Genomic DNA, 21,616 nt, shown 5'->3' on the forward strand with positions numbered 1-21,616 from the left:
TCCAGCCTAAGTCCCCTAAACTGGGCGGGTACTGCGGGAGCCCGTTGCAGCCGTCACAAAGCGGCCGGGCTGAGAGGGCGTCAGAGCCGACCGCTTGACCTGATCCGGCTAGTACCGGCGTAGGGAAGGAACATATGCCCCCCGCAATAAGCAGCCCACCTGAGCCTGCACCAGCCAGCCCGGCCACCGCCCTGCACGCGGACGTGGCCGTCATCGGCGGCGGAGTCATCGGCCACGCCATAGCCTGGGAAGTCCGGCGGTCCGGCCGTTCCGTCGTGCTGATCGATGACGCGCCCGGCAACGGCGCCAGCTGGGCAGCCGCCGGCATGCTGGCCCCTGTGAGCGAACTGCATTACCAGGAGGAAGACCTCCTTGAGCTGATGCTTGCATCTTCCGGCCTGTGGCCTGCCTTTGCGGCGGACCTCGCCCTGGCCGGGGCTGGCGATACCGGATATCTGACGACGCCGACCCTCGCCATCGGCGCGGACGCTGCGGACCGCCGGGCGCTGATGGACCTCCGGGCCGTGCAGCAGGCCAGCGGCCTGGTGGTGGAACCCCTGACTGTCCGTGAGGCCAGGACCAGGGAATCCCTGCTCAGCCCGGCCATATCCTGCGCCCTGGACATCCCCGCCGACCACCAGGTGGATCCACGGAAGCTGGTGGCGTGCCTCCAGGAAGTCCTGGCCATCCACGAACCGGGAGCAGGAACAGCCGTGGCAGGTGCCCGCGGGGGATTCGCCGTTGACCAACGGGCTGCTTCCCTTCTTTGGGAGGACGGCCGTGTCAGCGGGGCGAGGCTCGCCCACGGCGGAAGCGTCCAGGCCGGGGAGACCATCGTGGCCAACGGATTGCAGGCGGGGTCGCTGGATGGCCTCCCGGTTGGACTGCACCTGCCCCTGCGGCCCGTCTACGGTGACATCCTGCGGCTGGCTGTTCCGCGGCACCTGCGCCAGCTCCTCACCTCCACTGTCCGCGGAATGGTCCATGGTGTGCCGGTCTACATCGTTCCCCGGCAGGACGGCACGGTGGTGATCGGGGCTACGCAGCGAGAGGATGCCCTCGCAGGGACGGGCGACGCCGCTGTCTCGGCCGGCGGCGTCTATCAGTTGCTGCGTGACGCCCAAGTCCTGGTGCCGGCCGTCTCGGAGCTTGAACTCCTGGAATGCACGGCCCGGGCAAGGCCGGCGACCCCGGACAACGCACCTCTCCTCGGCCGCGTACCGGTTTCCGCACCAGGGAGGGGGAACGCGGGGAACGTTGCCGGGCTGATCGTTGCCACCGGGTTCTTCCGCCACGGAGTGCTGCTTGCGCCGGCGGCGGCGGCCATCTGCCGGGACCTGCTGGACGGCCGGACGGATCCTCGATGGGGGGCCCTCAGCCCGGCCCGCTTTTCAGGAAAGCACCACGTAGCCGGCACACAGTCCCCACCCAAGGACATCAGCAGCATGAAGGACCTCGACCCACAGAAGGAATCAGCATGAACATCACCCTCAACGGCTCGCGCCATTCCGTGGCGGACGACGCCTCCATCACCACCCTCATCAGCCAGATCACAGGCCGTCCGCTTGCAGCCAACGGCCAGGCAACAGACGGGCAGAAACTCGGCGTCGCCGTCGCCCATAACTCCGAAGTAGTACCCCGCAGCCAGTGGTTCGTCACGGCGCTCGCCGAAGGTGACGACGTCGAACTGGTCACAGCAGTCCAGGGAGGCTGACACCATGACAGTAACCAGCAATATCAGCACACAGAACTCGCCCGAGGCCGCCGACAGGCTGGTCATCGACGGCGTCGAGCTCGGCTCCCGCCTCATCATGGGCACCGGGGGAGCCCCGAGCTTGGACGGGCTGGGCGCTGCCCTGTTGGCGTCCGGAACCGAACTGACCACGGTGGCCATGCGGCGCTATTCGCCGGCCGAATCTGGGTCCCTTTTCCAGCTCCTGGTGGACCGCGGGATCCGGATCCTGCCCAACACCGCAGGCTGCTTCACCGCCCGGGACGCGGTCATGACGGCGGAACTCGCCCGCGAAGCGCTGGAAACCGACTGGCTCAAGCTGGAAGTCATCGCCGACGAACAGACGCTGCTGCCGGACGCCGTGGAGCTCGTGGACGCCACGGAACAGCTGGTAAACCGGGGCTTCAAAGTGTTCGCCTACACCAACGATGACCCGGTCCTGGCCCTGCGGCTGGAAAACCTGGGTGCCACCGCGGTCATGCCGCTCGGAGCGCCTATCGGCACCGGCCTGGGAATCCTGAATCCACACAACATCGAACTGATCGTCTCGCGCGCCTCGGTGCCCGTGGTGCTGGACGCCGGCATCGGCACGGCATCCGACGCCGCACTGGCCATGGAGCTTGGCTGTGATGCCGTGCTGCTGGCCACCGCGGTCACGCGTGCGCAGAACCCGGCACTTATGGGGGAGGCCTTCAAACACGCCGTCATCGCCGGTAGGCTGGCGAAAGCGGCCGGCAGGATTCCGCGCCGCGAGCACGCCCTGGCGTCATCGGCCTTGGAAGGCCGGGCAGAGTTTCTCTAGGCCGGCTTCCCCAGGCCAGGCGCCGTCGATCAAACGCCGGGGCGGGCTCACCAGACGAGCCAAGGAGGCCCCTGTGGCCGGCAGGAAAGACACACTCACGCGCGAGCGGATCAACGCCGTCCTCGCCGCGCTGCCCGGCTGGCAGTACCGGCTGGGCGGGCTGGTCGCTGTCTATAAGACGCCGACGGCGGCAGCCGCACTGGAGCTGATTGCCGCCGTCGGACGCCTGGCGGAAGAGCAGAACCACCATCCGGACCTTGAATGGCGCTACAACAAGGTGCATCTCCGCTACACCTCCCACGACGCCGGCGGCGAGGTCACGGAGCGGGATGCCGCTGCTGCGGCGGCTGTGAGTGCTGCTGCAGCCCGGCTCGGCGCCACTGCCCAACCGGTGGGTTAAACGACGGTGACCACCACCCTGCTGGGTGGTGGTCACCGGTACTTAAGAAACGAGCCCGAACTACAGTTTGAGCGCCTGCGTCAGCCGCTGCGCATCGTGGCTTTGGCGCGTCCGTCCCAGGTAGATGACCGTCCCGATGGCAGCGACGGTGCCGAGCGCCATGGGCAGGACCCAGGGAATCCACGTCAGGCCCGGCTGGTAGCCAAGACCTGCCGCCATGAAGATGGTCCAGCTGACCGCGCCCACCACAACGGCGACCCCTGCGGGCAACCCCGTCCCGTACCGGGTATGGCGCTTGTCATTGGCCCAGACAACAAAGCCTGCGGCCACAGTGACCAGGACAACGATGGTCAGCGAAAGCATTGAATCTCCTCGGAAAGCAGTGGCCAGCCGCCAAAGCGGCTGGCCACGGACGTGCTAGAACTGGCCGAAACCGACCTTGCGGGCCTCTTCGGCGCCGATTTCCACGTAGCCCAGGGCGTTGCCGGGAACGATGATGATGCGTCCCTTGTCGTCCTTGAGGCGGAGGTCGGTGCCCTTGGTGATGGCTTCTTCAACGACCGTGGCTACAGCGTCAGCATCCTGAGCCGATTCCAGGACGATTTCGCGGCCGATGTTCTGAATGCCGATCTTAATTTCCAACAGGGGGCCTCCCAGCCAATCAAAGTTTCTTGGGTTCTCTCATTTGTAGTCTAGGACTCTTTGGGGAAGCGTGAGATTCCGCGCCAAGCTAAACGGTAAATGAGGTCGCTGGCCACATCGAGGTCCAGGTTCCCGTCCGTTTCAAGCCAATACCGCGCGCTGACCTGGGCCATACCGGCCAGGCCGCGGCCCAGGAGCTGCGCCTCCAGCTGGGGCAGCTTGGTGTCCTCGGCAATCACGCGGGCAACGGCGTCCGCGAACGTCTTGTTGAATGTCTCGAGGCGTGAACTGACATCGGGATCGTTGATGAGGTCCGATTCGAAGACCAGGCGGTGGGCTTGGTCGTCGCTGGCGATAAAGCGGTAGTAAGCGCGCATAACCGCCTGGACACGTTCGTCATTGTCGGTTGTGGAGCTCAGCGCGCCGAGCATCAGGTCCGTCAGCGACGCGAGATGGCTGTCCAGCAGGGCAAGATACAACTCGCGTTTGGACGGGAAGTGCTGGTACAGCACCGGTTTGCTGACATGGGCCGTTTCGGCGATTTCATCCATGGCGGCGCCGTGGTATCCATTGGCGACAAAAACCTCCTGGGCCGCCGCGAGGAGCTGCGCCCGGCGCTCGTCCCGGGGAAGCCGGGCGGAGCGCTGCCCTGTAGTGCGTTGAGGTGTTGGCGGTTCCCCGCCGGACGCCCGGTCAGCCCGTGCTTCATGGACCACAGTTGCCCTACTTTCCCTTGCCGTTACCTACACAATACTGCGCGGTAATATGACCGTGCGGCATCTCGGGGCATACATTGAAGTATGGCTTCGACTTTGACCGCAAATGATTCCTCTGTCTCGCTTAACCCGCTCGTGGAGCCCGCCGGTGAACTGACGCCGGCCGAGGTGGAACGCTACTCTCGGCACCTCATCATTCCCGAAATCGGAGCGGTGGGGCAGCGCCGGCTGAAGAACGCCAAGGTGCTGGTCATCGGTGCCGGGGGACTGGGCTCGCCGGCGCTGCTCTACCTGGCGGCAGCGGGCGTGGGAACCCTGGGAATCATCGACGACGACGACGTTGACCTCAGCAACCTGCAGCGCCAGGTGATCCACGGCGTCACCGACGTAGGACGGCCCAAGATCGAATCCGCGCGGGACGCCATCACGGCTCTGAACCCGCTCGTGGAGGTCCGGCTGCACAACGTCAGGCTGGATGCCACTAATGCACTGGAGCTGTTCGCGGACTACGACCTGATCCTGGACGGGGCGGACAACTTCGCCACCCGCTACCTGGTCAACGATGCCGCCGCCATCCTCGGCAAGCCCTATGTGTGGGGCTCGATCTTCCGCTTCGACGGCCAGGTCAGCGTGTTCTGGGAAAAGCACGGACCCACCTACCGGGACCTCTATCCGGAGGCTCCGCCGGCCGGATCCGTGCCCTCCTGCGGCGAGGGCGGCGTCTTCGGCATGCTCTGCGCAGCTGTGGGATCACTCATGGTGACCGAGGCAGTCAAGCTGATCACCGGCGTCGGGCGTTCACTCCTGGGCCGGGTGGCACTGTTTGACGCGCTGGGCGGCAGCTGGCGCGAGATCCGGGTGTCCAAGGACCCGGCGGCCGAACCCATTACGGAGCTGACGGACTACGAAGCCTTCTGCGGCATCACCCCGGCCGCGGCCGCGGACATCGAGCACACCGTGACGGCCACCCAGCTGGCCACCATGCTGGCATCCCGGAAGGCAGGCCTGAAGGACTTCGAGCTGGTGGACGTCAGGGAAACCGGCGAACACGACATCGTGAGCATCGACGGCTCGGTGCTGATCCCGCAGGGCAGGATCCTCGCGGGGGAGGCCTGGGCGGAACTTCCGCAGGACAAGGACATTGTGTTCCACTGCAAGGCCGGCACCCGGTCAGCTAAAGTGCTGGAGGCTGCGCGGAAGGCCGGCTACCAGCGGGTCAGCCACCTCGACGGCGGAATCCTGGCCTGGGTGCGCGACGTGGAACCGCAGAAGCCGGTCTACTGACCGGGCGGGTCAGGCGGTTTCGAGGCCCCGGTGGTCCACGGGGCACTCCGCCTGCGCTGCCGTGGCCGGCTGCTCCACGGTGATGCCGTACAGGGTTTCGAGCGCGGACACGTAGTCGTCCTGCTGGCCGTTGGCGGCGAGCTCACGGGCACGGACGGTGGGAACGTGCAGCAGCTGCTTGACCATCCGGCGGAGGGCGAACTCCACTTCCTCGGCGGCGGCCGTGCAGCCGTGGCGGGCACGGACGCGCTCCATCTCCGCGTCCAGGACGTTCATGGTGTGCCGGCGGAGCGCCACGATGGCGGAATCCACCGAGCGCGCTTCCCGTTCCTGTTCGAAAGCCCGGGCAGCGCCGGACACAATGCCGCTGGCCTGGGTCAGTGACTCGGCCTGTTCCTGGGGTGCCGCCAAACGCACGGATTCGAGCGTAAGCAGCTCAACGCCGTCGAGCTGGCCGACTTCCGGGTCAAAATCATGGGTGAGGGCGAGGTCAATGGCGATCAGCGGCTGGGGAGACCCGGCGCGGATCTCGGCAAGTTCGCCGGCCTCGACCCGGGTGTCGGAGCCGCTGCAGCCGATCATGACGTCGGCCGCGGCCACGGCTACCGGCAAGGATTCGCTGTCCAACGCTGTTCCGCCGCGGGTGGCGACGAACGCTTCGGCACGGCCCGAGGAGGAGAACACGGAGATGTCGGTGCAGCCCCGTTCGCGGAGCAGCGCCATGGTGGCGCCGGCGTAGGCGCCTGTGCCGAACACCACCGCCTTCTTCGCTGACCAGTCGTGGCTCTCGGAAAGATCGGTGGCCAGATCCAGTGCCACTGAAACGATGGACAGGCCCCTGGAGCCGAGGGCGGTCTGCGCCCCGACGTCCTTGGCCGTTTTGGAGGCGGCCTGGAAGAGGCGCACCAGGCCGGAGCTGGCAGTGCCCTCGTGCTGGGCAGTGATGAGTGCGCGGCGGACCTGGCCGGCAATTTCACGTTCACCCACGACGGCGGAGTCCAGCCCGGCGCTGACGGCGAAAAGGTGTTGGCTGACTTCGGGGCCGGTGCGTGTGCTGAAGGAGCGAGACACGAGCTGTTCGTTGAGTCCGCTGAGGCCGCTGATCTCGGACACGAGGGCCGCCCGGGCAGCCTCAACATCGTCAGCGTGGGGCGCTTCACCGTAGATTTCGTACCGGTTGCAGGTGGCAAGCACCACCGCACCCGTCACTGCCGGCGATCCGGAGAGTGCGGATATAGCGATCCCAGAAGCACCGTTGCTCAGTTGAGCAACGGTCTCAAGGTCGATGTCGGCGTGTGTAGCCACCAATGAAAAAAGAACCACAGCAGATCAATCATAGCTTTTTCGTAGCCCGGTAGAACAACCCGCCCAACGGCAACGGGCGGCGAAGGGCCGTGATTCCTGCCACGGTGCGTCCTGGGCGGCTCCAGGTGACAGGCTGTCGTTATCTTTTAGGGCCGATTTTGGGCACAATCAAAGGCATGACTTCCAGCTCCGCCGTGTCCAATGCCGTGTCTAGTGTCCCGTCTAACGACAGAGCCCTTGCTGCCGGCCATCCGCTGATGGACGGCCGCACCGCAGATTCGCCGCTCATCACCGCTTACCGTGGCGGCAAGCCTTCACGGCGGCCGGTGTGGTTCATGCGCCAGGCCGGACGCTCCCTGCCGGAATACCTGAAGGTGCGCGACGGCGTGGCCATGCTGGATTCCTGCCTGCGGCCCGAGCTCGCGGCCGAGATTACGCTGCAGCCCGTCCGGCGCCATGACGTGGACGCTGCCATTTTCTTCTCCGACATCGTCATTCCGCTCAAGCTCGCCGGCGTCGGCGTGGACATTGTGCCGGGCGTGGGCCCCGTGCTGGACAAACCGGTGCGCACGGCTGCAGACGTTGCTGCCCTGCCCCAGCTGACCTGGGAAGCGCTGGAACCGATCCGCGAAGCCGTGCGGCTGACCGTCGCCGAGCTGGGCAAAACCCCGCTGATCGGCTTTGCCGGTGCCCCGTTCACCCTCGCCGCCTACATGGTGGAGGGCAAGCCCTCCCGTGACCACCTGGGCCCGCGCACCATGATGCACGCGGACCCGGAAACCTGGACGGCGCTGGCCAACTGGGCCGCCGACGCCTCGGGGATGTTCCTCCGCGCCCAGCTGGAAGCCGGCGCCTCCGCCGGACAGCTGTTTGACTCCTGGGCTGGATCGCTGGGCCTGGCCGACTACACCAAGTTCGTGGCACCGGCCTCGGCCCGTGCGCTGGATCATGTCCGCCACCTCGGCGCGCCGCTGATCCACTTTGGTACCGGAACCTCCGAACTGCTTGTTGCCATGCGCGACGTCGGCGTGGACGTGGTGGGCGTGGATTACCGCCTTCCGCTGGATGAGGCCAACCGGCGCCTGGGCGGAACGGTGCCGCTGCAGGGCAACATCGACCCCGCGCTGCTGTCCGCGCCGTGGGACGTGCTGGAAGCCCATGTCCGTGCGGTCATTGCGGCCGGCGCTTCTGCGCCGGGCCACGTGCTCAACCTTGGACACGGGGTGCCGCCGGAAACCGACCCCACGGTCCTGACCCGCGTTGTAGAACTCATCCACTCCATTTCCCCGGAGTAGGACCGTGAGCAGTTCCGTGACACCGGCCCAGACCGCCGTCGTCCTGGGCGGCGGCATCTCCGGCCTGCTGGCCGCACGCGAGCTGGCAGCTGCCGGACGCACCGTCACCGTCCTGGAAGCCACAGCATCCTGGGGCGGCTGCGTGGGCAGCCACGTGGTGGCCGGCCTCACCCTGGACAGCGGAGCAGAGTCCTTCGCCACACGCTCCTCAGCCGTGGCGGACCTTGCTGCTGAACTGGGACTCGGCGGCAACGTTGTGGCGCCCCGCCCGGGCGGCGCCTGGGTGCAGCTTCCGGACGGCCCCCGCGAACTGCCCAAGACCGGAGTCCTGGGCATTCCCGCCAACCCTTGGGACCCGGAGGTCAGGCGGTCCCTCGGATTTGCGGGTTCGCTGCGGGCGTCGCTGGACAAGTACCTGCCGGCGTCGATCGGCGCGTCGGCGGACGTCACCAGCGTCGCGGCGCTGGTGCGGGCCCGGATGGGCCGCCGCGTGTTGGACCGCCTCGTAGCCCCGGTGGTGGGCGGCGTGCACTCCGCGGACCCCGGACTCCTGGACGTGGACATGGTGGCCCCCGGCCTCCGGGCCGGAATCCGTGAGCACGGTTCCCTCGCAGCCGCGGTGGCCGCCCAGCGGCGCGGTTCCACCCAGCCGTCCGTTGCGAAGGCGGGTTCCGCCGTCGCCGGCCTCAACGGCGGGATGCACACCCTGGTGTCGGCCCTGCTCAGCGATCTCCGCAGCCGCGGGGTCACCCTGATGAGTGGAACAGCCGCGGACGCCGTCGAACGGACGCCGGACGGGTGGCGGGTCACCGCCGGTGACGCAGCGTACGACGGCGGCCTGCTGGTGGTGGCGCTGCCCGGCCCGGCCGCAGTGGGGCTGCTTCAGGCGGCCGTACCCGCCCTCGCCGGCAGGAGCCCCGAAAGCGGGCCGGAAGTCCGGCTCGTTACCCTGGTGGTGGACCTGCCCGAACTTGACCGCCGGCCGCGGGGCACCGGGATCCTCGTGGCCCCCCAAACGCCGGGCATCCAGGCTAAAGCCCTCACGCATGCAACCGCCAAGTGGGATTGGCTCGCCGCTGCGGCAGGTCCCGGGACGCACGTGCTGCGGCTCTCGTACGGCCGCCTGGAAGCCTCGGAACCCGCGACCGCAGAAACCGGCGGCTCCGCCCCAGCCGCCGACACTGAACTCCTGGCTGCTGCCTTGCACGACGCTTCGGCCCTGCTGGACGTCCCGGTGCAGGGGACCGACGTCGTTGGCTGGGATGTTGTCAGGTGGCAAGGGGCCCTGCCGTTCGCGGCCGTAGGACACAAAGCCCGGGTGGCCGAGGTCAGGAAGCTCTGCGCGGCAGAGGCTGGCCTCGGCATTGTGGGCGGATGGGTGGCCGGCAACGGACTCGCCGCCGTGGTGGCCGATACCCGAAAAGAAATTCGCAGCCTGCTCAGCTGACCATCGCTCCTGTTCAGTGGAATATGGGCCTTGAAGGGACCACTCCGGGGTGCAGTTTCCGGTTTTCAATCCACCCCCTGATGTGGCTAGGGTCGATAACTATGGTTATTTACAGGTCCGAATTTTCCCGTTCCCGGACCAGTATCCATGGGGGACTCCGGCGTGGCGCTGCAGCGGCTGCCGTCGGAGCGGTACTGGTCCTGTCCGCCGGCGTGCCGGCATCCCAGGCGGCTGACGGCAGCGCCGAACCCCCAGGGTCCGCCGAGGTTGCGGCCGACGGGGACCTCGCCGGGGTCGGTGGCCTGCTGAATGGACTCCTGGGCGGTTCCGGCGGACAGGCCAAAGCCTCACCGGAACCGACTCCGGCCCCCTCAGGATCGTCCACTCCGACGGCCACGGCTACACCGTCTCCCGCCCCCACGTCCACGGCCCCCACGTCAACTGCGCCGACGTCGTCCGCTCCGTCGACATCTGCCAGCCCAGCGCCGCAGGGCACCACTCCGCAGGGCACGGCTCCCCAAGGTGCCGTCCCGACGTCGAGCGCTCCGGCGCCGCTCAGCACGTCCCCGGATGCCGCAGGTTCAGCGGCAGGCACGCAGCCGAACGGCCAGCCCGGCACCCCAGCCGACGCGACGCAGGAAGCCGATCCTGCTGCGGACCAGCCCACGGACACCCACAGCACCAACGCCACGCCTGTTTCGGGACCGGGGCGCCACGGAAACGCGCCTGCCAGCCGGGACAACATGGCGTCCGCCACGGCAGCAGCCGCGGCCGCCGAACCCGCGAAGGTCTGGCTTGGTGTGGGACTGGTGGGGTCCGCCGGAGCCGCTGGCCTCCTTTTTGCCCGGATCCGCCAGATCTGACCTCAGTGCCGGATTGGCTCACAACCCACGCTTCGCCGAACGTGTGACATTGAGCACTTCTACGTCTTGTAGAAGTCGCTGGTTTCGACTTGGCGGTAGGGAAGGGGCAAACTGGTAACCATGAGCCACACTTCTGCCGAATCTGTCACTAAAACCGAAGAATCAGCCGAGCAGTTCTTCACTCTCTGGACTGTTTTCAAGCGGTCCGAGGAACTGGTGCGCAGCGCTGATGCTGCCGCCGATTTCGATGCCCTGTTGGTCCGCCTGGCCGAGGCCGGCGTGACGCACCGCGGCAGCTACGACGTCTCCGCGATGCGCGCCGACGCCGACATCATGGTGTGGCTCCACGGCCCGAAGCCCGAAGCGCTGCAGCAGGCCATCCGCGACATCCGCCGCAGCACGCTTTTCGCCGGAACCGAGATTGTCTGGTCCGCCATGGGCGTGCACCGGGAAGCCGAGTTCGCCAAGAACCACACCCCCGCTTACTCACGCGGTGTGGCCCCGGCCGAATGGCTCTGCGTCTACCCGTTCGTGCGCTCCTATGAGTGGTACATCCTGCCCGAGGAAGAACGCGGCAAGATGCTGCGCGACCACGGTATGCTGGGCCGGGAGTTCCCGCAGGTCATCTCCAACACGGTATCCTCCTTCGCCCTGGGAGACTGGGAATGGATCCTGGGACTGGAAGCCCCAGAACTGGTGGACCTCGTGGACCTCATGCGCCACCTCCGCGCCACCGAAGCACGCAACCACGTACGGGAGGAAATCCCGTTCTACACCGGCCGCCGCATCACCGCAGCCGAGGTCGCTGAGGTCCTCGCATGACCCAGCCCGATCCTGCGGCGGGCGCCGTGCTCACCGGAATCAACCCGGTCACCGAAGCCGGCCGGATGGCGCCCAAAAACTATGACGGCGTCCTGCTGGCCTCCTTTGGCGGGCCCGAAGGCCAGGACGACGTCATCCCGTTCCTACGCAATGTCACCCGCGGCCGCGGCATCCCGGACGAGCGGCTGGAAGAGGTTTCCCGGCACTACCGGGCAAATGGCGGCATCAGCCCCATCAACCAGCAAAACCGCGAGCTCAAGGCAGCCCTGGAAGCGGAGCTCAGCGCCCGCGGCATTGAGCTTCCCGTGCTGTGGGGCAACCGCAACTGGGACCCCTACATTCCGCAGACCCTGCAGGACGCGTACGACGCCGGCCACCGCAAACTGCTGATGGTCACCACAAGTGCCTACTCCTGTTACTCCAGTTGCCGCCAGTACCGCGAGGACATCGGCATCGCCCTGACGGAGACAGGACTGGACGGCCGGCTTGAGGTGGACAAGGTCCGCCAGTACTTCGACCACCCCGGCTTTGTGGAGCCCTTCATCGAAGGCACCGCAGCCGGGCTGGCGGACGTGCGGGCGCAGCTTGCGGCCGCGGGAACACCGGACGCCCCCGTGCACATCCTTTTTGCCACCCACTCCATCCCCACCCGGGATGCCGAGGCCGCCGGACGGTCTGCGGACGAACCGCGCGAGTTCGACGAAGGTTCCGCCTACGTGGCCCAGCACCTGGCCACCGGCGCCGCAGTCATCAGCCGAGTGCAGGCCGAGTCAGGCCTGACCGCACCCTGGTCGCTCGTCTACCAATCCCGCTCGGGCGCGCCGCACGTGCCCTGGCTGGAACCGGACATCAACGACGCCATCGCCGACCTGGCTGGCCAGGGCATCAAAGGCGTCGTCATCGTCCCGCTGGGCTTTGTCAGCGACCACATGGAAGTTGTCTGGGACCTGGACACCGAAGCTCTGGAAACCAGCCGTAACCTCGGCCTGGCTGCCACGCGTGTACCCACCCCCGGCAACCACCGGAAGTTTGTGAACGGCCTGGTGGACCTCATCTCCGAACGGACGCTCGCCAACAACATCAGCGACCGGCCCGCCGTGACCGGACTGGGCCCCTGGTACGACGTCTGCCGGCCGGGATGCTGCGCGAACTTCCGCGGCGAAAAGCCCACCATCGCCGGAGCCGACACCACCGTCGGCACCGGACACGACGCATACCCGGGCGCATCTGCGGGCGCTCCCGGGAGAGAAGGAACCCCGTGACCGTACGGATCGGAACCAGGGCCAGCAAGCTCGCCCTGACCCAGACCCAGCAGACGGCGGACCAGCTGGCCGCCGTCGGAGGCTTCCCCGTGGAGCTGGTGCACATCACCACCGAGGGCGACGTCAGGACAGGGTCCCTGTCCCAGATGGGCGGCACCGGGGTGTTTGTCGCCGCCCTGCGCGATGCCCTCCTGCAGGACACCTGCGATGTCGCTGTGCACTCACTCAAGGACCTTCCCACGGGCGCCGCGCCGGGCCTCACCATCGCCGCAACGCCCAAGCGTGCGGACGTGCGGGACGTCCTGTGCGCCCGCGACGGCCTAAAGCTGGCTGATCTGCCTCAAGGCGCCAAGGTGGGCACCGGCTCTCCGCGCCGAGCTGCCCAGTTGCGTGCCGCCCGCCCTGACCTGGAAGTGCAGGACATCCGCGGCAATGTGGATACCCGTCTGGGCCGCGTGCCCGGCCTGCCCGGAAACGCCGCCGGCGCACCGGGTGACCTGGACGCCGTCGTACTGGCCGCCGCAGGCCTGGAACGCATCGGCCGCCTGGACGCCGTCAGCGAATTTTTCGAGATGGACGTGATGCTGCCGGCGCCCGGACAGGGTTCGCTGGCCATCGAATGCCGGACGGCTGACGCCCCGCGCAAGGCAGGTTCCACCGAGGGGTCGCAGAGTGTTTTGGCGCAGGCCCTGGCCGCGCTCAACGATGAGGACACCCGCCTCGCCGTGACCGCCGAGCGTGCCGTGCTGGCCCGCCTCGAGGCCGGCTGCGCCGCCCCCGTGGGTGCCTTCGCGTACCGCAAGGGCAGCATGCTGTACCTCGAGGCGGCGGTGTGCGCCGTGGACGGCACCAAGACTGTGCGCGAAAAGAAGGCAACCGACGGTCTCACCGAGGTTGGTGCCACGCTGCTCGGCATCGAGGTGGCCGAGCTCCTGCTGGCTGCCGGCGCCGCGGAGATCGCGGACCTTGCAGCCTCCTGATGACCTGGCGGGCGCTCTGGGTGGCCGGCGCGTCCTGATCACCCGTAGCGCCGACCGTGCCGGGCCGCTGGCCGCGCTGCTCGGCGGTCTGGGGGCCGAACCGTTGCTTTTGCCGCTCATCGACTTTGAACGGGCCGCGGACCAGTCGGCTCTCGATGCCGCGCTGGATGATCTGGTGGCCGGGGGCTTCGACTGGCTGGTGGTCAGCAGCATCACCGCGGTGCGTGTGCTCGTGGAAAAAGCGGTTGAGCGCGGCACCACGCCGGCCGGACTGGTGCCGGCGGGAACGAGGGTGGCCACCATCGGACCGTCCTCCCGGCGGATCCTCGAGGCCGCGGGCATTCCTGTGGCGCTGGCCCCGGTGGATATCCAGTCCGCCGAAGGGCTCGTGGAACTGTGGACCGCCGCGCCGGCGCGCGTGCTGCTGCCACAGGCCGACATCGCGGCCCCTGAACTGCGCGATGGCCTGGCAGCCAAGGGTGCCGACGTCACCGCAGTTGTGGCCTACCACACCGTGGACTACCCGGCCCGGCAAGAACTCCGCCTGGAGGCGGAACTGCCGTCCGCCGTCGGAATCTCCCACGCTTTCGCTCCCCGTGAGCTCAGTCAGTCGCAGACCCGCAGGGAGCTCGACGCCGGGACGCTCGACGCCGTCGTGGCCGCCTCGCCAAGCGCCGCGCGGCGCATTGCAGCGACCCTCCTGCCGCTGGGCCGCTGCCGTTTCATCGCCATCGGACGCCCGACGGCGGCAGAAGCTGCCGCCCTTGGCATCCCGGTGGCCGCCACCGCCCAAGTCCCCACCCCGGACGGCATAGTGGCCGCGCTGGGCACCGTATTTGCCAACGAAGGGAACACCCGATGAGCTTTCCGAACCACCGCCCGCGCCGCCTCCGCACCACGCCCGCCATGCGCCGGCTCACCGCCGAATACCGCCTGGCGCCTGCCGACCTGATCCTGCCCGCGTTCATCCGCGAAGGCCTCAGCGAACCGTCGCCCATCACCTCCATGCCCGGCGTCGTCCAGCACACCACCGACTCGCTAAAGCGCGCCGCCGCTGAAGCCGTGGAACTGGGCGTCGGCGGCATCATGCTCTTTGGCGTGCCCGCCGTGCGCGATGCCCGCGGCACCGCCTCCCTGGACCCGGACGGCGTGCTCAATAAAGCCATCCGCGACGTCCGCGCCGAGGTGGGCGACGACCTGGTCATCATGGGCGATGTCTGCCTGGACGAATTCACCGACCACGGCCACTGCGGCGTCCTGGACGCCGATGGCTATGTGGACAACGACGCCACGCTGGAGATCTACGGCCAGATGGCCGTGGCCCAGGCTGACGCCGGCGCCCATGTGCTGGGGCCCTCCGGCATGATGGACGGCCAGATCGCCGTGATCCGCCAGGCCCTTGAGGAATCCGGCCACAAAAACACCGTCATCCTGGCCTACGCTGCCAAGTACGCCTCCGCCTTCTACGGTCCCTTCCGGGAAGCCGTGGATTCGCAGCTCAAGGGCGACCGCCGCACCTATCAGATGGACGCCGCCAACCGCCGCGAAGCCCTCCTTGAGGTGGAGCTGGATCTTGAGGAAGGCGCAGACATGGTGATGGTGAAGCCGGCCATGAGCTACCTGGATATCCTGGCCGACGTCGCCGCCATGAGTCCCGTGCCCGTCTCGGCCTACCAGATCTCGGGTGAATACGCGATGATCGAGGCCGCCGCCGCCAACGGCTGGATTGACCGGCGGGGTGCCATCACGGAATCCATCCTCGGCATCAAGCGGGCCGGCGCCAACACCGTGCTGACTTACTGGGCCTCCGAAGTAGCAGGCTGGCTCAAGGAATCCTGACGCGGCAGGGAATGTTTCCGGATGCTCGGTGGTTTGTATGCGTATGCATGAAAACAGCGAGCCTTCCGTAACCACTCCGTCCACCCCGGGCAACCCCACTGCCCCTGTCCCCGCGGACACCATCCTATTGGGCGTCAGTACCTTCGGCGACGTCGACCTGGCTGCCGACGGCGCACCCAAGCACCACGCGGAGGTGCTGCGCCAGGTGGTGGAACAGGCCAAGGTGGCCGACGCCGTCGGACTGCACTCCTTCGGCGTGGGGGAGCACCACCGCAGGGACTTCGCCGTCAGTGCGCCGGACGTGGTGCTCGCAGCCATCGCCACGGCCACGGAAAACATCCGGCTCGGCAGTGCCGTCACGGTCCTGAGCTCGGACGATCCCATCCGCGTCTTCCAGCGCTTCGCCACACTCGACGCCGTCTCCAACGGCCGCGCCGAAGTGATCCTGGGCAGGGGTTCGTTCACCGAGTCCTTCCCGCTCTTTGGCTACGACCTGGGCGACTACGACGCGCTGTTCGAGGAGAAGCTGGACATCTATGACCGCGTCCGCTCCCAGAACCCGGTGAACTGGGACGGCCGCACCCGGGCGTCGCTTCGGGGCCAGATGGTCTATCCGCACGTGGAAGGCCGCCTGCTTCCCACCTGGATCGGAGTGGGCGGCTCACCCCAGTCCGTAGTCCGCACGGCCACCTACGGGTACCCCATGGTCCTGGCGATCATCGGCGGCGAGCCCGAGCGTTTCCGCCCGTATGCCGATCTGTACCGGCGCACGCTGGCCGAAGCCGGTAAGGAACCGCAGGCACTCTCCGTGCATTCGCCCGGCTACGTGGCCGAAACTGACGAGCAGGCCCTCGAGGAGTACTACCCGCACTGGCTCGCCACGCGGAACAAGATCGGCGCGGAACGCGGCTGGGGACCGGCCGGGCGCGGCGAATACGAAGCCGCGGCCGACGAGGACGGCGCCTTGTTCGTTGGTTCCCCGGAGACCGTGGCGGCGAAGATCGCCCGGCTCAAGGGCACCCTCGGTGCGGACCGCTTCGAGATGAAGTACAGCAGCGGCACGCTGCCCCACGAGCAGATGCTGCGCTCCATCGAACTGTTCGGTTCCAAGGTGGCGCCACGCGTTGCGGACAAGCTTGCGGACATGCTCGCGGACCGCTGAGTCAGGCGGCCTCTTGATCCGGCAGCTACTGTATCCGGCGCCCGCACCATGGGGTGGCGCCGGATGCCACCGCACGTGATGGAAGAATAGGGGCATGACTCGTTCCGAAGACCTCTTCGCCCGTGCCCAGACCCTGATGCCCGGTGGCGTCAACTCACCCGTCCGTGCCTTCGGCTCGGTGGGCGGTACCCCGCGGTTTATGGTGTCGGCCCAGGGCCCATACCTGACCGATGCCGACGGCAAAGAGTACGTCGACCTGGTCTGCTCCTGGGGCCCGGCCCTTCTGGGGCACGCCCATCCGGCCGTACTGGAGGCGGTCCACGCGGCGGTGGACCGAGGCCTGTCCTTCGGCGCGTCCACCCCGGACGAGGCCAACCTGGCCGCCATCGTCCAGGAGCGCGTGCCGGCCGCCGAACGCGTGCGTATGGTCTCCACCGGCACCGAGGCCACCATGACGGCCGTCCGGCTGGCCCGCGGCTTCACCGGCCGGAACCTCATCATCAAGTTCGCTGGCTGCTACCACGGCCACCTGGACGGGCTGCTCGCCGCTGCAGGATCGGGTGTTGCAACCCTGGCGCTGCCGGGCTCGGCCGGCGTCACCGCAGCCACTGCCGCCGAAACGCTGGTCCTGCCCTACAACGACCTCGCCGCCGTCGAAGCCGCCTTTGCTGCGCACGGGCCGAACATCGCAGCCGTCATCACCGAAGCCGCCCCCGCCAACATGGGCGTGGTGACTCCGAGGGAGGGCTTCAACCTGGGCCTGTCCCGCATCACCCGCGAGCACGGCGCCCTGCTGATCCTGGACGAAGTGCTCACCGGCTTCCGCACCGGCTACTCCGGCTACTGGGGACTCACCGGCGGTGCTGCTGACGCGACGGAGCCGTGGACCCCCGACCTGCTCACGTTCGGCAAGGTCATCGGTGGCGGAATGCCGACGGCGGCCCTCGGCGGGCGTGCGGACGTTATGGACTACCTTGCACCCCTCGGCCCGGTGTACCAGGCAGGGACACTCTCCGGGAACCCCGTGGCCATGGCAGCCGGCGTAGCCACGCTGACGCACGCCACCCGCGACGTGTACTCCTTTGTGGACGCCCGCTCGCTGGAACTCTCCTCGGCGCTGTCCGCTGCCCTGGACAGTGCCGGTGTGGACCACTCCGTCCAGTTCGCCGGAAACCTCTTCTCCGTGGCATTCGGCACGTCCGCCAACGGCGTCCACAACTACGCTGACGCCCAGGCCCAGGAAACCTTCCGGTACGCGCCGTTCTTCCACTCCATGCTGGAAACCGGCGTTTACCTGCCGCCGTCGGTCTTCGAGGCCTGGTTCCTCTCGGCCGCCCACGACGACGCCGCGATGAACCGAATCTTTGACGCCCTCCCGGCCGCCGCGAAGGCTGCAGCTGCCGCGAAGGCCTAGCGCCGCCGTCGGCCGTTGACCGGCGCCTGCAACGGCTGAAGCAAGAAAATCCCCGTCTCCCGGACAAATCCCCGCACAAAGCGTGGGGGAAATGTCCGGGAGACGGGGATTTCCTGTTGGCGCGTCTACAGCACGTCCGAAAGGAAGCCCTTCAGGCGGTCAGTTGCGGGCGCCGTGAAGATCTGCTCGGGCGGACCCGATTCGACCACCACGCCGGCGTCCATAAACGTGACAGTGTCCGAGACGTTGCGGGAGAAGCCCATCTCGTGGGTCACCACCACCATGGTCATGCCGCCCTTGGCGAGGTCGGTCATCAGCGCCAGGACGCCCTTAACGAGCTCGGGGTCGAGGGCGGAGGTGGCCTCGTCAAAGAACATCACCTCAGGCTTCATGGCCAACGCACGGGCGATTGCAACGCGCTGCTGCTGGCCGCCGGAGAGGTTGGCCGGGCGGGCATCGGCTTTGTGCTTGAGGCCCACCAGGTCCAGCTGCTCCAGGGCCTCGGCGCGCGCCTCGTCCTTGGAGAGCTTCCGGAGCTTTCGCAGCGCGAGCGAGACGTTGTCCAACACCGTCTTGTGCGGGAACAGGTTGAACTGCTGGAACACCATGCCGATCCGCTGGCGCAGCTCGTCCGGGTTGTCCTTCAGGACCGACCGGCCATCCAGCAGGATGTCGCCCTGGTCCGGTTCGATCAGCCGGTTCATGACGCGCAGGAGCGTCGACTTTCCAGAGCCAGACGGGCCGATGACCGAAGCCGTAGTGCCCTTCTCCACGTGGAGGTCGATGCCGCGGAGCACATGGTTATGCCCGAACGAAAGGTGCAGGTTCTTGCCGGTCAGGGTGCCGGAAGTAAACTCCGTCATGCCTGTGCCCCCTTGCCGATAGGTGCCGCCAGCTCGTCCGGTTCCTTCTTCTCCGGCCGGCCAGTACGGAGCCGGTTGTCGATGAAGTTCACGAAGTGTGTCAGCGGCACGGTCAGGATCAGATACAGAACGCCGGCGGCCACCAGCGGCGAAAGGTTCCCAGTGTTGGCCATGGCATCGTTACCGATCCGGAAAATCTCGCGGTCGGAGGCTGCCAGGCCCAGCACAAATACCAGGGAGGAATCCTTCAGCAGCGAGATGAACTGGTTCACCAAGGCAGGCAGCACGCGGCGGATGCCCTGTGGCACCACCACCAGGCGCATGGACTTGCCGTAGCTGAACCCCAAAGCGCGCGAGGCCTCCAACTGGCCCTTCTCCACGCTCTGGATTCCGGAACGGAAGATCTCGCCGATGTAGGCGCCGGCGATCAACGTCAGAGCCAGGATCCCGAGCGGATAGGGGTTCCGGTTACCGGTGAGTTCCCGAGCGATGGGGCTGAGCCCAATACCGATCACCAGGATGACCAAAATGGCGGGCAGGCCGCGGAACAGGTCGGTGTAGATCCGAGCTGCCCAGCGGGCGACGGGATTCCGGGAAATGCCCATCAGCGCGAGCAGTAGCCCCAGCAAGGAGCCGAGGATGCCCGAGGCCAAGGCCAGGATCAGGGTGTTGGGCAAGCCCACCGTGAGAAGGGAAGGAACGACTTTCGCCATTTCCTCCCAGTTGAGGAAGGTTTCACCCAGCTGGTCCAGGAGATCCATAAGCGGTTAAGTCCAGATCAGCTCTGGGGAGCCGGAGCAGCTTTGCTTCCCGGCTTCCAGTCGGCGGGGGTCTCGCGGTCCGGGTACCATTCCTTGGTCAGCTTGGACCAGGTGCCGTCAGCAATTACGGCATCAAGGCCGGAGTTCAAAGCGTCGATCAGGGCCTTGTTGTCCTTGTTCACGGCGTAAGCGGTGAAGTTCTGGGTGTTCACAACAGACTCGGCGATGACAGTTCCGTCGCCGTCCTTCACCTGGCCGGTGGCCTGCTGCGAGGGTGCCACCCAGGCATCGATCTGGCCGTTGCGCACGTTGGCGTACACGGTGGCGTAGTCCGGGAAACGGACCGGCTCGAGCTTCAGGGTGTTGGTGGCGTAGTCGTCCTGGACCGTGCCCTGGACAACGCCGATGCGGACATTGGCATCCAGGTCTGCGAAGCCCTTGACGTCGCTGTCGGTCTTGGCAACGACAGCCATAAAGCCGAAGTCGTAGCCGTTGGTGAAGCCCACGTTGGCGCGGCGGGCGTCTGTGGTGGAAATCGAGGACGATCCCACATCGAACTGCTTAGTCTGTACCTGGGAGAGCAGCGCCGAGAAGTCGGTGGCTACGAACTCGACCTCGAGGCCAAGCTTGCCGGCAACGGCGCGCAGGAGCTCGTTGTCGTAGCCGGTGAACTTGCCGGCGGGGTCGATGAAGATATTCGGCGGGGCGTCGGAGAGCGTGCCAACTTCAAGCTTGCCTTCGGTGTTGAGGCCCAGCTTGGTCTTGTCGATCTGGTCCAACGGCGTGACGTCGGCGGTGGTGTACTTGTCCAGCGTCTGCTGGTCACTGCCGGCGAGGGCATCGGTGGGCGTGCCGCTCGGCTGGGCAGTCCCGCTACCGCAGGCGGCCAGCGAGACAGCCAGCGCAACCGCGACCGGAACGCTGGTCAGCCACTTCATGGCTTTGGTCTTCATGAGAAAGTCACTTTCATCAGAGTCATAAGATCAACCGGGCCGAAGGCTGCGCGTCAGGCGCCTGGCGCCTTGCTCCCAAATGCCGGCCGGCCGGGGCGGGATTACCGCTGAACTTAATCATCTCATTTCCGGCTTTCAGCGCCTTCGGACGAATAAGACCTTGCTTCAATGCGCCTCTTGCCGAATTAGTGGCTGCAGTTGACTCTTCCTGAACATCTGATGAATGAAAGCTTCCCGCGCGGCCGAATCTGCGGGTTCCGGCAGCCGCAGTCAGCGGTTCCGGGCTAAATGTGAGTTAGCTCTCAACTAGAAGTCACCGCTGGCGTCTTCCGGTGGAAGGACGGGCCATTCCCCTTCGATCACGGCGGCGGGCTTGGTCTTGCGCAGGTAGTTCTGGAAGTCCGCAGCTTGGCTGACAGCCCAGTCCTTTTGCAGTTCGTGAAGCTGGCTGGCCGGCATCTTGAGCTTGGGAAACTTGATGGCCATCGCATCCAGCATCCGGAGCGTGGCCAAAGCATCCGCGGCCGACGTATGGGCGTTGTCCAGCGTGATGCCGTATTCCTCACACAACGCCGTCAACGTGCGCTTTCCCTTGCGGTACCGGTCCACCTGCTTGTTCATGATGAACGGGTCCAGGACAGGGAACCGGCTCAACTGCCGGACGCCGTAGCGGGCGGACTCAGCGGCCAGGACGGTGAAGTCGTAGCTGGCATTGAAGGCAATGACCGGAATGCCGGCGTCGAACAGGTCCTGCAGGACAGTGGCGAGCTCCGCGGTGACTTCATGGACAGGCCGTCCCTCACGCCGGGCCTGCTCCGTGGTGATGCCGTGGATATCGCTGGCCTCGGTAGGGATTTCGACGCCGGGATCGGCCAGCCATTCGTGTTCGGTGATCACGTCCCCCTTGTGGTCCACCACGGTGACCGACGCCGTGACGATGCGCGCGGCACGCGAATTCCGTCCGGTGGTTTCGAGATCGAAGGCTGCGCGGGGAAGGGTGTTCCAGGTGGTCATGCTTCAACGCTACCGGCCAGCACCGACAGGATCGTGCAGCGCCACTGCCGCTAACCTTGA

At 67.0% G+C, this 21,616-nt stretch carries 23 protein-coding genes and 1 riboswitch; of the genes, 15 read left to right on the forward strand and 8 right to left on the reverse strand.

Annotated elements, in window-relative coordinates; all coding sequences use genetic code 11:
• Positions 1-23 precede the first annotated feature (23 nt).
• Positions 24-144, forward strand: a riboswitch (TPP riboswitch).
• From thiO to ACX80M_RS08605, 4 genes are all read left to right on the forward strand, one after another.
• Complete coding sequence (thiO, locus tag ACX80M_RS08590) at positions 135-1,481, forward strand: glycine oxidase ThiO (RefSeq protein WP_252598285.1); 1,347 nt, start codon at positions 135-137, stop codon at positions 1,479-1,481. Its footprint overlaps the riboswitch before it by 10 nt.
• Positions 1,478-1,714: a sulfur carrier protein ThiS gene (gene thiS, locus ACX80M_RS08595; RefSeq protein ID WP_058931870.1), complete on the forward strand. Its 237-nt coding sequence runs from the start codon at positions 1,478-1,480 to the stop codon at positions 1,712-1,714. The genes thiO and thiS overlap by 4 nt, the downstream gene beginning before the upstream one ends.
• Positions 1,715-1,718: 4 nt before the next feature.
• Positions 1,719-2,534 (forward strand): thiazole synthase, encoded by an 816-nt coding sequence (locus ACX80M_RS08600; protein ID WP_256472965.1) that lies wholly within the window; start codon positions 1,719-1,721, stop codon positions 2,532-2,534.
• 73 nt (positions 2,535-2,607) lie between these two features.
• Positions 2,608-2,934 (forward strand): 4a-hydroxytetrahydrobiopterin dehydratase, encoded by a 327-nt coding sequence (locus ACX80M_RS08605; protein WP_252614429.1) that lies wholly within the window; start codon positions 2,608-2,610, stop codon positions 2,932-2,934.
• A gap of 60 nt (positions 2,935-2,994) precedes the next feature.
• Here the strand turns inward: ACX80M_RS08605 and ACX80M_RS08610 are convergent, their stop codons facing one another.
• Genes ACX80M_RS08610 through ACX80M_RS08620 form a run of 3 tightly spaced genes read right to left on the reverse strand, consistent with a single transcriptional unit; the run spans position 2,995 to position 4,292 of the window.
• Positions 2,995-3,297, reverse strand: coding sequence for a hypothetical protein (locus ACX80M_RS08610; RefSeq protein ID WP_252598283.1), 303 nt, complete (start codon positions 3,295-3,297; stop codon positions 2,995-2,997).
• 54 nt (positions 3,298-3,351) lie between these two features.
• Entirely contained in the window at positions 3,352-3,576 is a 225-nt protein-coding gene (locus ACX80M_RS08615; RefSeq protein ID WP_131131451.1) for a DUF3107 domain-containing protein, read from the reverse strand.
• A 50-nt stretch (positions 3,577-3,626) separates the two neighbouring features.
• Positions 3,627-4,292, reverse strand: a complete 666-nt coding sequence (locus ACX80M_RS08620) for a TetR/AcrR family transcriptional regulator (protein ID WP_252614431.1) — start codon at positions 4,290-4,292, stop codon at positions 3,627-3,629.
• A gap of 84 nt (positions 4,293-4,376) precedes the next feature.
• Here ACX80M_RS08620 and moeB point away from each other — a divergent pair, with 84 nt between their 5' ends.
• Positions 4,377-5,576, forward strand: coding sequence for a molybdopterin-synthase adenylyltransferase MoeB (gene moeB, locus ACX80M_RS08625; protein ID WP_252614432.1), 1,200 nt, complete (start codon positions 4,377-4,379; stop codon positions 5,574-5,576).
• Between the two features lie 9 nt (positions 5,577-5,585).
• Here the strand turns inward: moeB and ACX80M_RS08630 are convergent, their stop codons facing one another.
• On the reverse strand, positions 5,586-6,899 hold the full coding sequence (locus ACX80M_RS08630) for a glutamyl-tRNA reductase (protein ID WP_459309394.1): 1,314 nt from the start codon (positions 6,897-6,899) through the stop codon (positions 5,586-5,588).
• Between the two features lie 158 nt (positions 6,900-7,057).
• Here ACX80M_RS08630 and hemE point away from each other — a divergent pair, with 158 nt between their 5' ends.
• The 10 genes from hemE (at position 7,058) to hemL (ending at position 17,965) form a co-directional block, all read left to right on the forward strand.
• Positions 7,058-8,176, forward strand: a complete 1,119-nt coding sequence (hemE, locus tag ACX80M_RS08635) for a uroporphyrinogen decarboxylase (protein WP_252614434.1) — start codon at positions 7,058-7,060, stop codon at positions 8,174-8,176.
• A 4-nt stretch (positions 8,177-8,180) separates the two neighbouring features.
• On the forward strand, positions 8,181-9,623 hold the full coding sequence (gene hemG, locus ACX80M_RS08640; protein ID WP_459309395.1) for a protoporphyrinogen oxidase: 1,443 nt from the start codon (positions 8,181-8,183) through the stop codon (positions 9,621-9,623).
• Positions 9,624-9,724: 101 nt separating this feature from the next.
• Positions 9,725-10,486, forward strand: coding sequence for a hypothetical protein (locus tag ACX80M_RS08645; protein WP_252609017.1), 762 nt, complete (start codon positions 9,725-9,727; stop codon positions 10,484-10,486).
• A gap of 120 nt (positions 10,487-10,606) precedes the next feature.
• Positions 10,607-11,308 (forward strand): hydrogen peroxide-dependent heme synthase, encoded by a 702-nt coding sequence (gene hemQ / locus ACX80M_RS08650; protein ID WP_252598275.1) that lies wholly within the window; start codon positions 10,607-10,609, stop codon positions 11,306-11,308.
• Positions 11,305-12,570, forward strand: coding sequence for a ferrochelatase (locus ACX80M_RS08655; protein WP_252598274.1), 1,266 nt, complete (start codon positions 11,305-11,307; stop codon positions 12,568-12,570). Before hemQ ends, ACX80M_RS08655 begins: the two co-directional genes overlap by 4 nt.
• Positions 12,567-13,550: a hydroxymethylbilane synthase gene (gene hemC / locus ACX80M_RS08660; protein WP_252598273.1), complete on the forward strand. Its 984-nt coding sequence runs from the start codon at positions 12,567-12,569 to the stop codon at positions 13,548-13,550. Before ACX80M_RS08655 ends, hemC begins: the two co-directional genes overlap by 4 nt.
• Positions 13,537-14,412, forward strand: a complete 876-nt coding sequence (locus tag ACX80M_RS08665) for a uroporphyrinogen-III synthase (RefSeq protein WP_252609021.1) — start codon at positions 13,537-13,539, stop codon at positions 14,410-14,412. The genes hemC and ACX80M_RS08665 overlap by 14 nt, the downstream gene beginning before the upstream one ends.
• Positions 14,409-15,389: a porphobilinogen synthase gene (hemB, locus tag ACX80M_RS08670; RefSeq protein WP_058931884.1), complete on the forward strand. Its 981-nt coding sequence runs from the start codon at positions 14,409-14,411 to the stop codon at positions 15,387-15,389. Before ACX80M_RS08665 ends, hemB begins: the two co-directional genes overlap by 4 nt.
• Positions 15,390-15,432: 43 nt before the next feature.
• A complete protein-coding gene (locus tag ACX80M_RS08675) occupies positions 15,433-16,551 on the forward strand; it encodes an LLM class flavin-dependent oxidoreductase (protein ID WP_252609023.1) in 1,119 nt (372 codons plus the stop codon).
• A gap of 94 nt (positions 16,552-16,645) precedes the next feature.
• Entirely contained in the window at positions 16,646-17,965 is a 1,320-nt protein-coding gene (gene hemL / locus ACX80M_RS08680) for a glutamate-1-semialdehyde 2,1-aminomutase (protein ID WP_252598270.1), read from the forward strand.
• A gap of 125 nt (positions 17,966-18,090) precedes the next feature.
• On the opposite strand, the gene ACX80M_RS08685 is transcribed toward hemL, so the two are convergent.
• The 4 genes from ACX80M_RS08685 to ACX80M_RS08700 all read right to left on the reverse strand — a co-directional run bounded on the left by ACX80M_RS08685 (position 18,091) and on the right by ACX80M_RS08700 (position 21,556).
• Positions 18,091-18,828: an amino acid ABC transporter ATP-binding protein gene (locus tag ACX80M_RS08685; protein ID WP_252598269.1), complete on the reverse strand. Its 738-nt coding sequence runs from the start codon at positions 18,826-18,828 to the stop codon at positions 18,091-18,093.
• A complete protein-coding gene (locus ACX80M_RS08690) occupies positions 18,825-19,589 on the reverse strand; it encodes an amino acid ABC transporter permease (RefSeq protein ID WP_056343886.1) in 765 nt (254 codons plus the stop codon). The genes ACX80M_RS08685 and ACX80M_RS08690 overlap by 4 nt, the downstream gene beginning before the upstream one ends.
• 17 nt (positions 19,590-19,606) lie before the next feature.
• A complete protein-coding gene (locus ACX80M_RS08695) occupies positions 19,607-20,542 on the reverse strand; it encodes an ABC transporter substrate-binding protein (protein ID WP_252598268.1) in 936 nt (311 codons plus the stop codon).
• 306 nt (positions 20,543-20,848) lie between these two features.
• Complete coding sequence (locus ACX80M_RS08700) at positions 20,849-21,556, reverse strand: 3'-5' exonuclease (protein WP_252598267.1); 708 nt, start codon at positions 21,554-21,556, stop codon at positions 20,849-20,851.
• Between the last annotated feature and the right edge of the window lie 60 nt (positions 21,557-21,616).

The sequence above is a fragment of the Pseudarthrobacter sp. MDT1-22 genome (genome assembly GCF_054511035.1).

Bases quoted from the DNA above. Each gene is read 5' to 3' on its own strand.
- ACX80M_RS08700 (WP_252598267.1), bottom strand. From the start codon at position 21,556: ATGACCACCTGGAACACCCTTCCCCGCGCAGCCTTCGATCTCGAAACC.
- hemB (WP_058931884.1), top strand. From the start codon at position 14,409: ATGAGCTTTCCGAACCACCGCCCGCGCCGCCTCCGCACCACGCCCGCC.
- ACX80M_RS08655 (WP_252598274.1), top strand. From the start codon at position 11,305: ATGACCCAGCCCGATCCTGCGGCGGGCGCCGTGCTCACCGGAATCAAC.
- thiO (WP_252598285.1), top strand. From the start codon at position 135: ATGCCCCCCGCAATAAGCAGCCCACCTGAGCCTGCACCAGCCAGCCCG.
- ACX80M_RS08675 (WP_252609023.1), top strand. From the start codon at position 15,433: ATGCATGAAAACAGCGAGCCTTCCGTAACCACTCCGTCCACCCCGGGC.
- ACX80M_RS08690 (WP_056343886.1), bottom strand. From the start codon at position 19,589: ATGGATCTCCTGGACCAGCTGGGTGAAACCTTCCTCAACTGGGAGGAA.
- thiS (WP_058931870.1), top strand. From the start codon at position 1,478: ATGAACATCACCCTCAACGGCTCGCGCCATTCCGTGGCGGACGACGCC.
- moeB (WP_252614432.1), top strand. From the start codon at position 4,377: ATGGCTTCGACTTTGACCGCAAATGATTCCTCTGTCTCGCTTAACCCG.
- ACX80M_RS08610 (WP_252598283.1), bottom strand. From the start codon at position 3,297: ATGCTTTCGCTGACCATCGTTGTCCTGGTCACTGTGGCCGCAGGCTTT.
- ACX80M_RS08695 (WP_252598268.1), bottom strand. From the start codon at position 20,542: ATGAAGACCAAAGCCATGAAGTGGCTGACCAGCGTTCCGGTCGCGGTT.
- ACX80M_RS08600 (WP_256472965.1), top strand. From the start codon at position 1,719: ATGACAGTAACCAGCAATATCAGCACACAGAACTCGCCCGAGGCCGCC.
- hemE (WP_252614434.1), top strand. From the start codon at position 7,058: ATGACTTCCAGCTCCGCCGTGTCCAATGCCGTGTCTAGTGTCCCGTCT.
- ACX80M_RS08645 (WP_252609017.1), top strand. From the start codon at position 9,725: ATGGTTATTTACAGGTCCGAATTTTCCCGTTCCCGGACCAGTATCCAT.
- hemL (WP_252598270.1), top strand. From the start codon at position 16,646: ATGACTCGTTCCGAAGACCTCTTCGCCCGTGCCCAGACCCTGATGCCC.
- ACX80M_RS08685 (WP_252598269.1), bottom strand. From the start codon at position 18,828: ATGACGGAGTTTACTTCCGGCACCCTGACCGGCAAGAACCTGCACCTT.
- hemQ (WP_252598275.1), top strand. From the start codon at position 10,607: ATGAGCCACACTTCTGCCGAATCTGTCACTAAAACCGAAGAATCAGCC.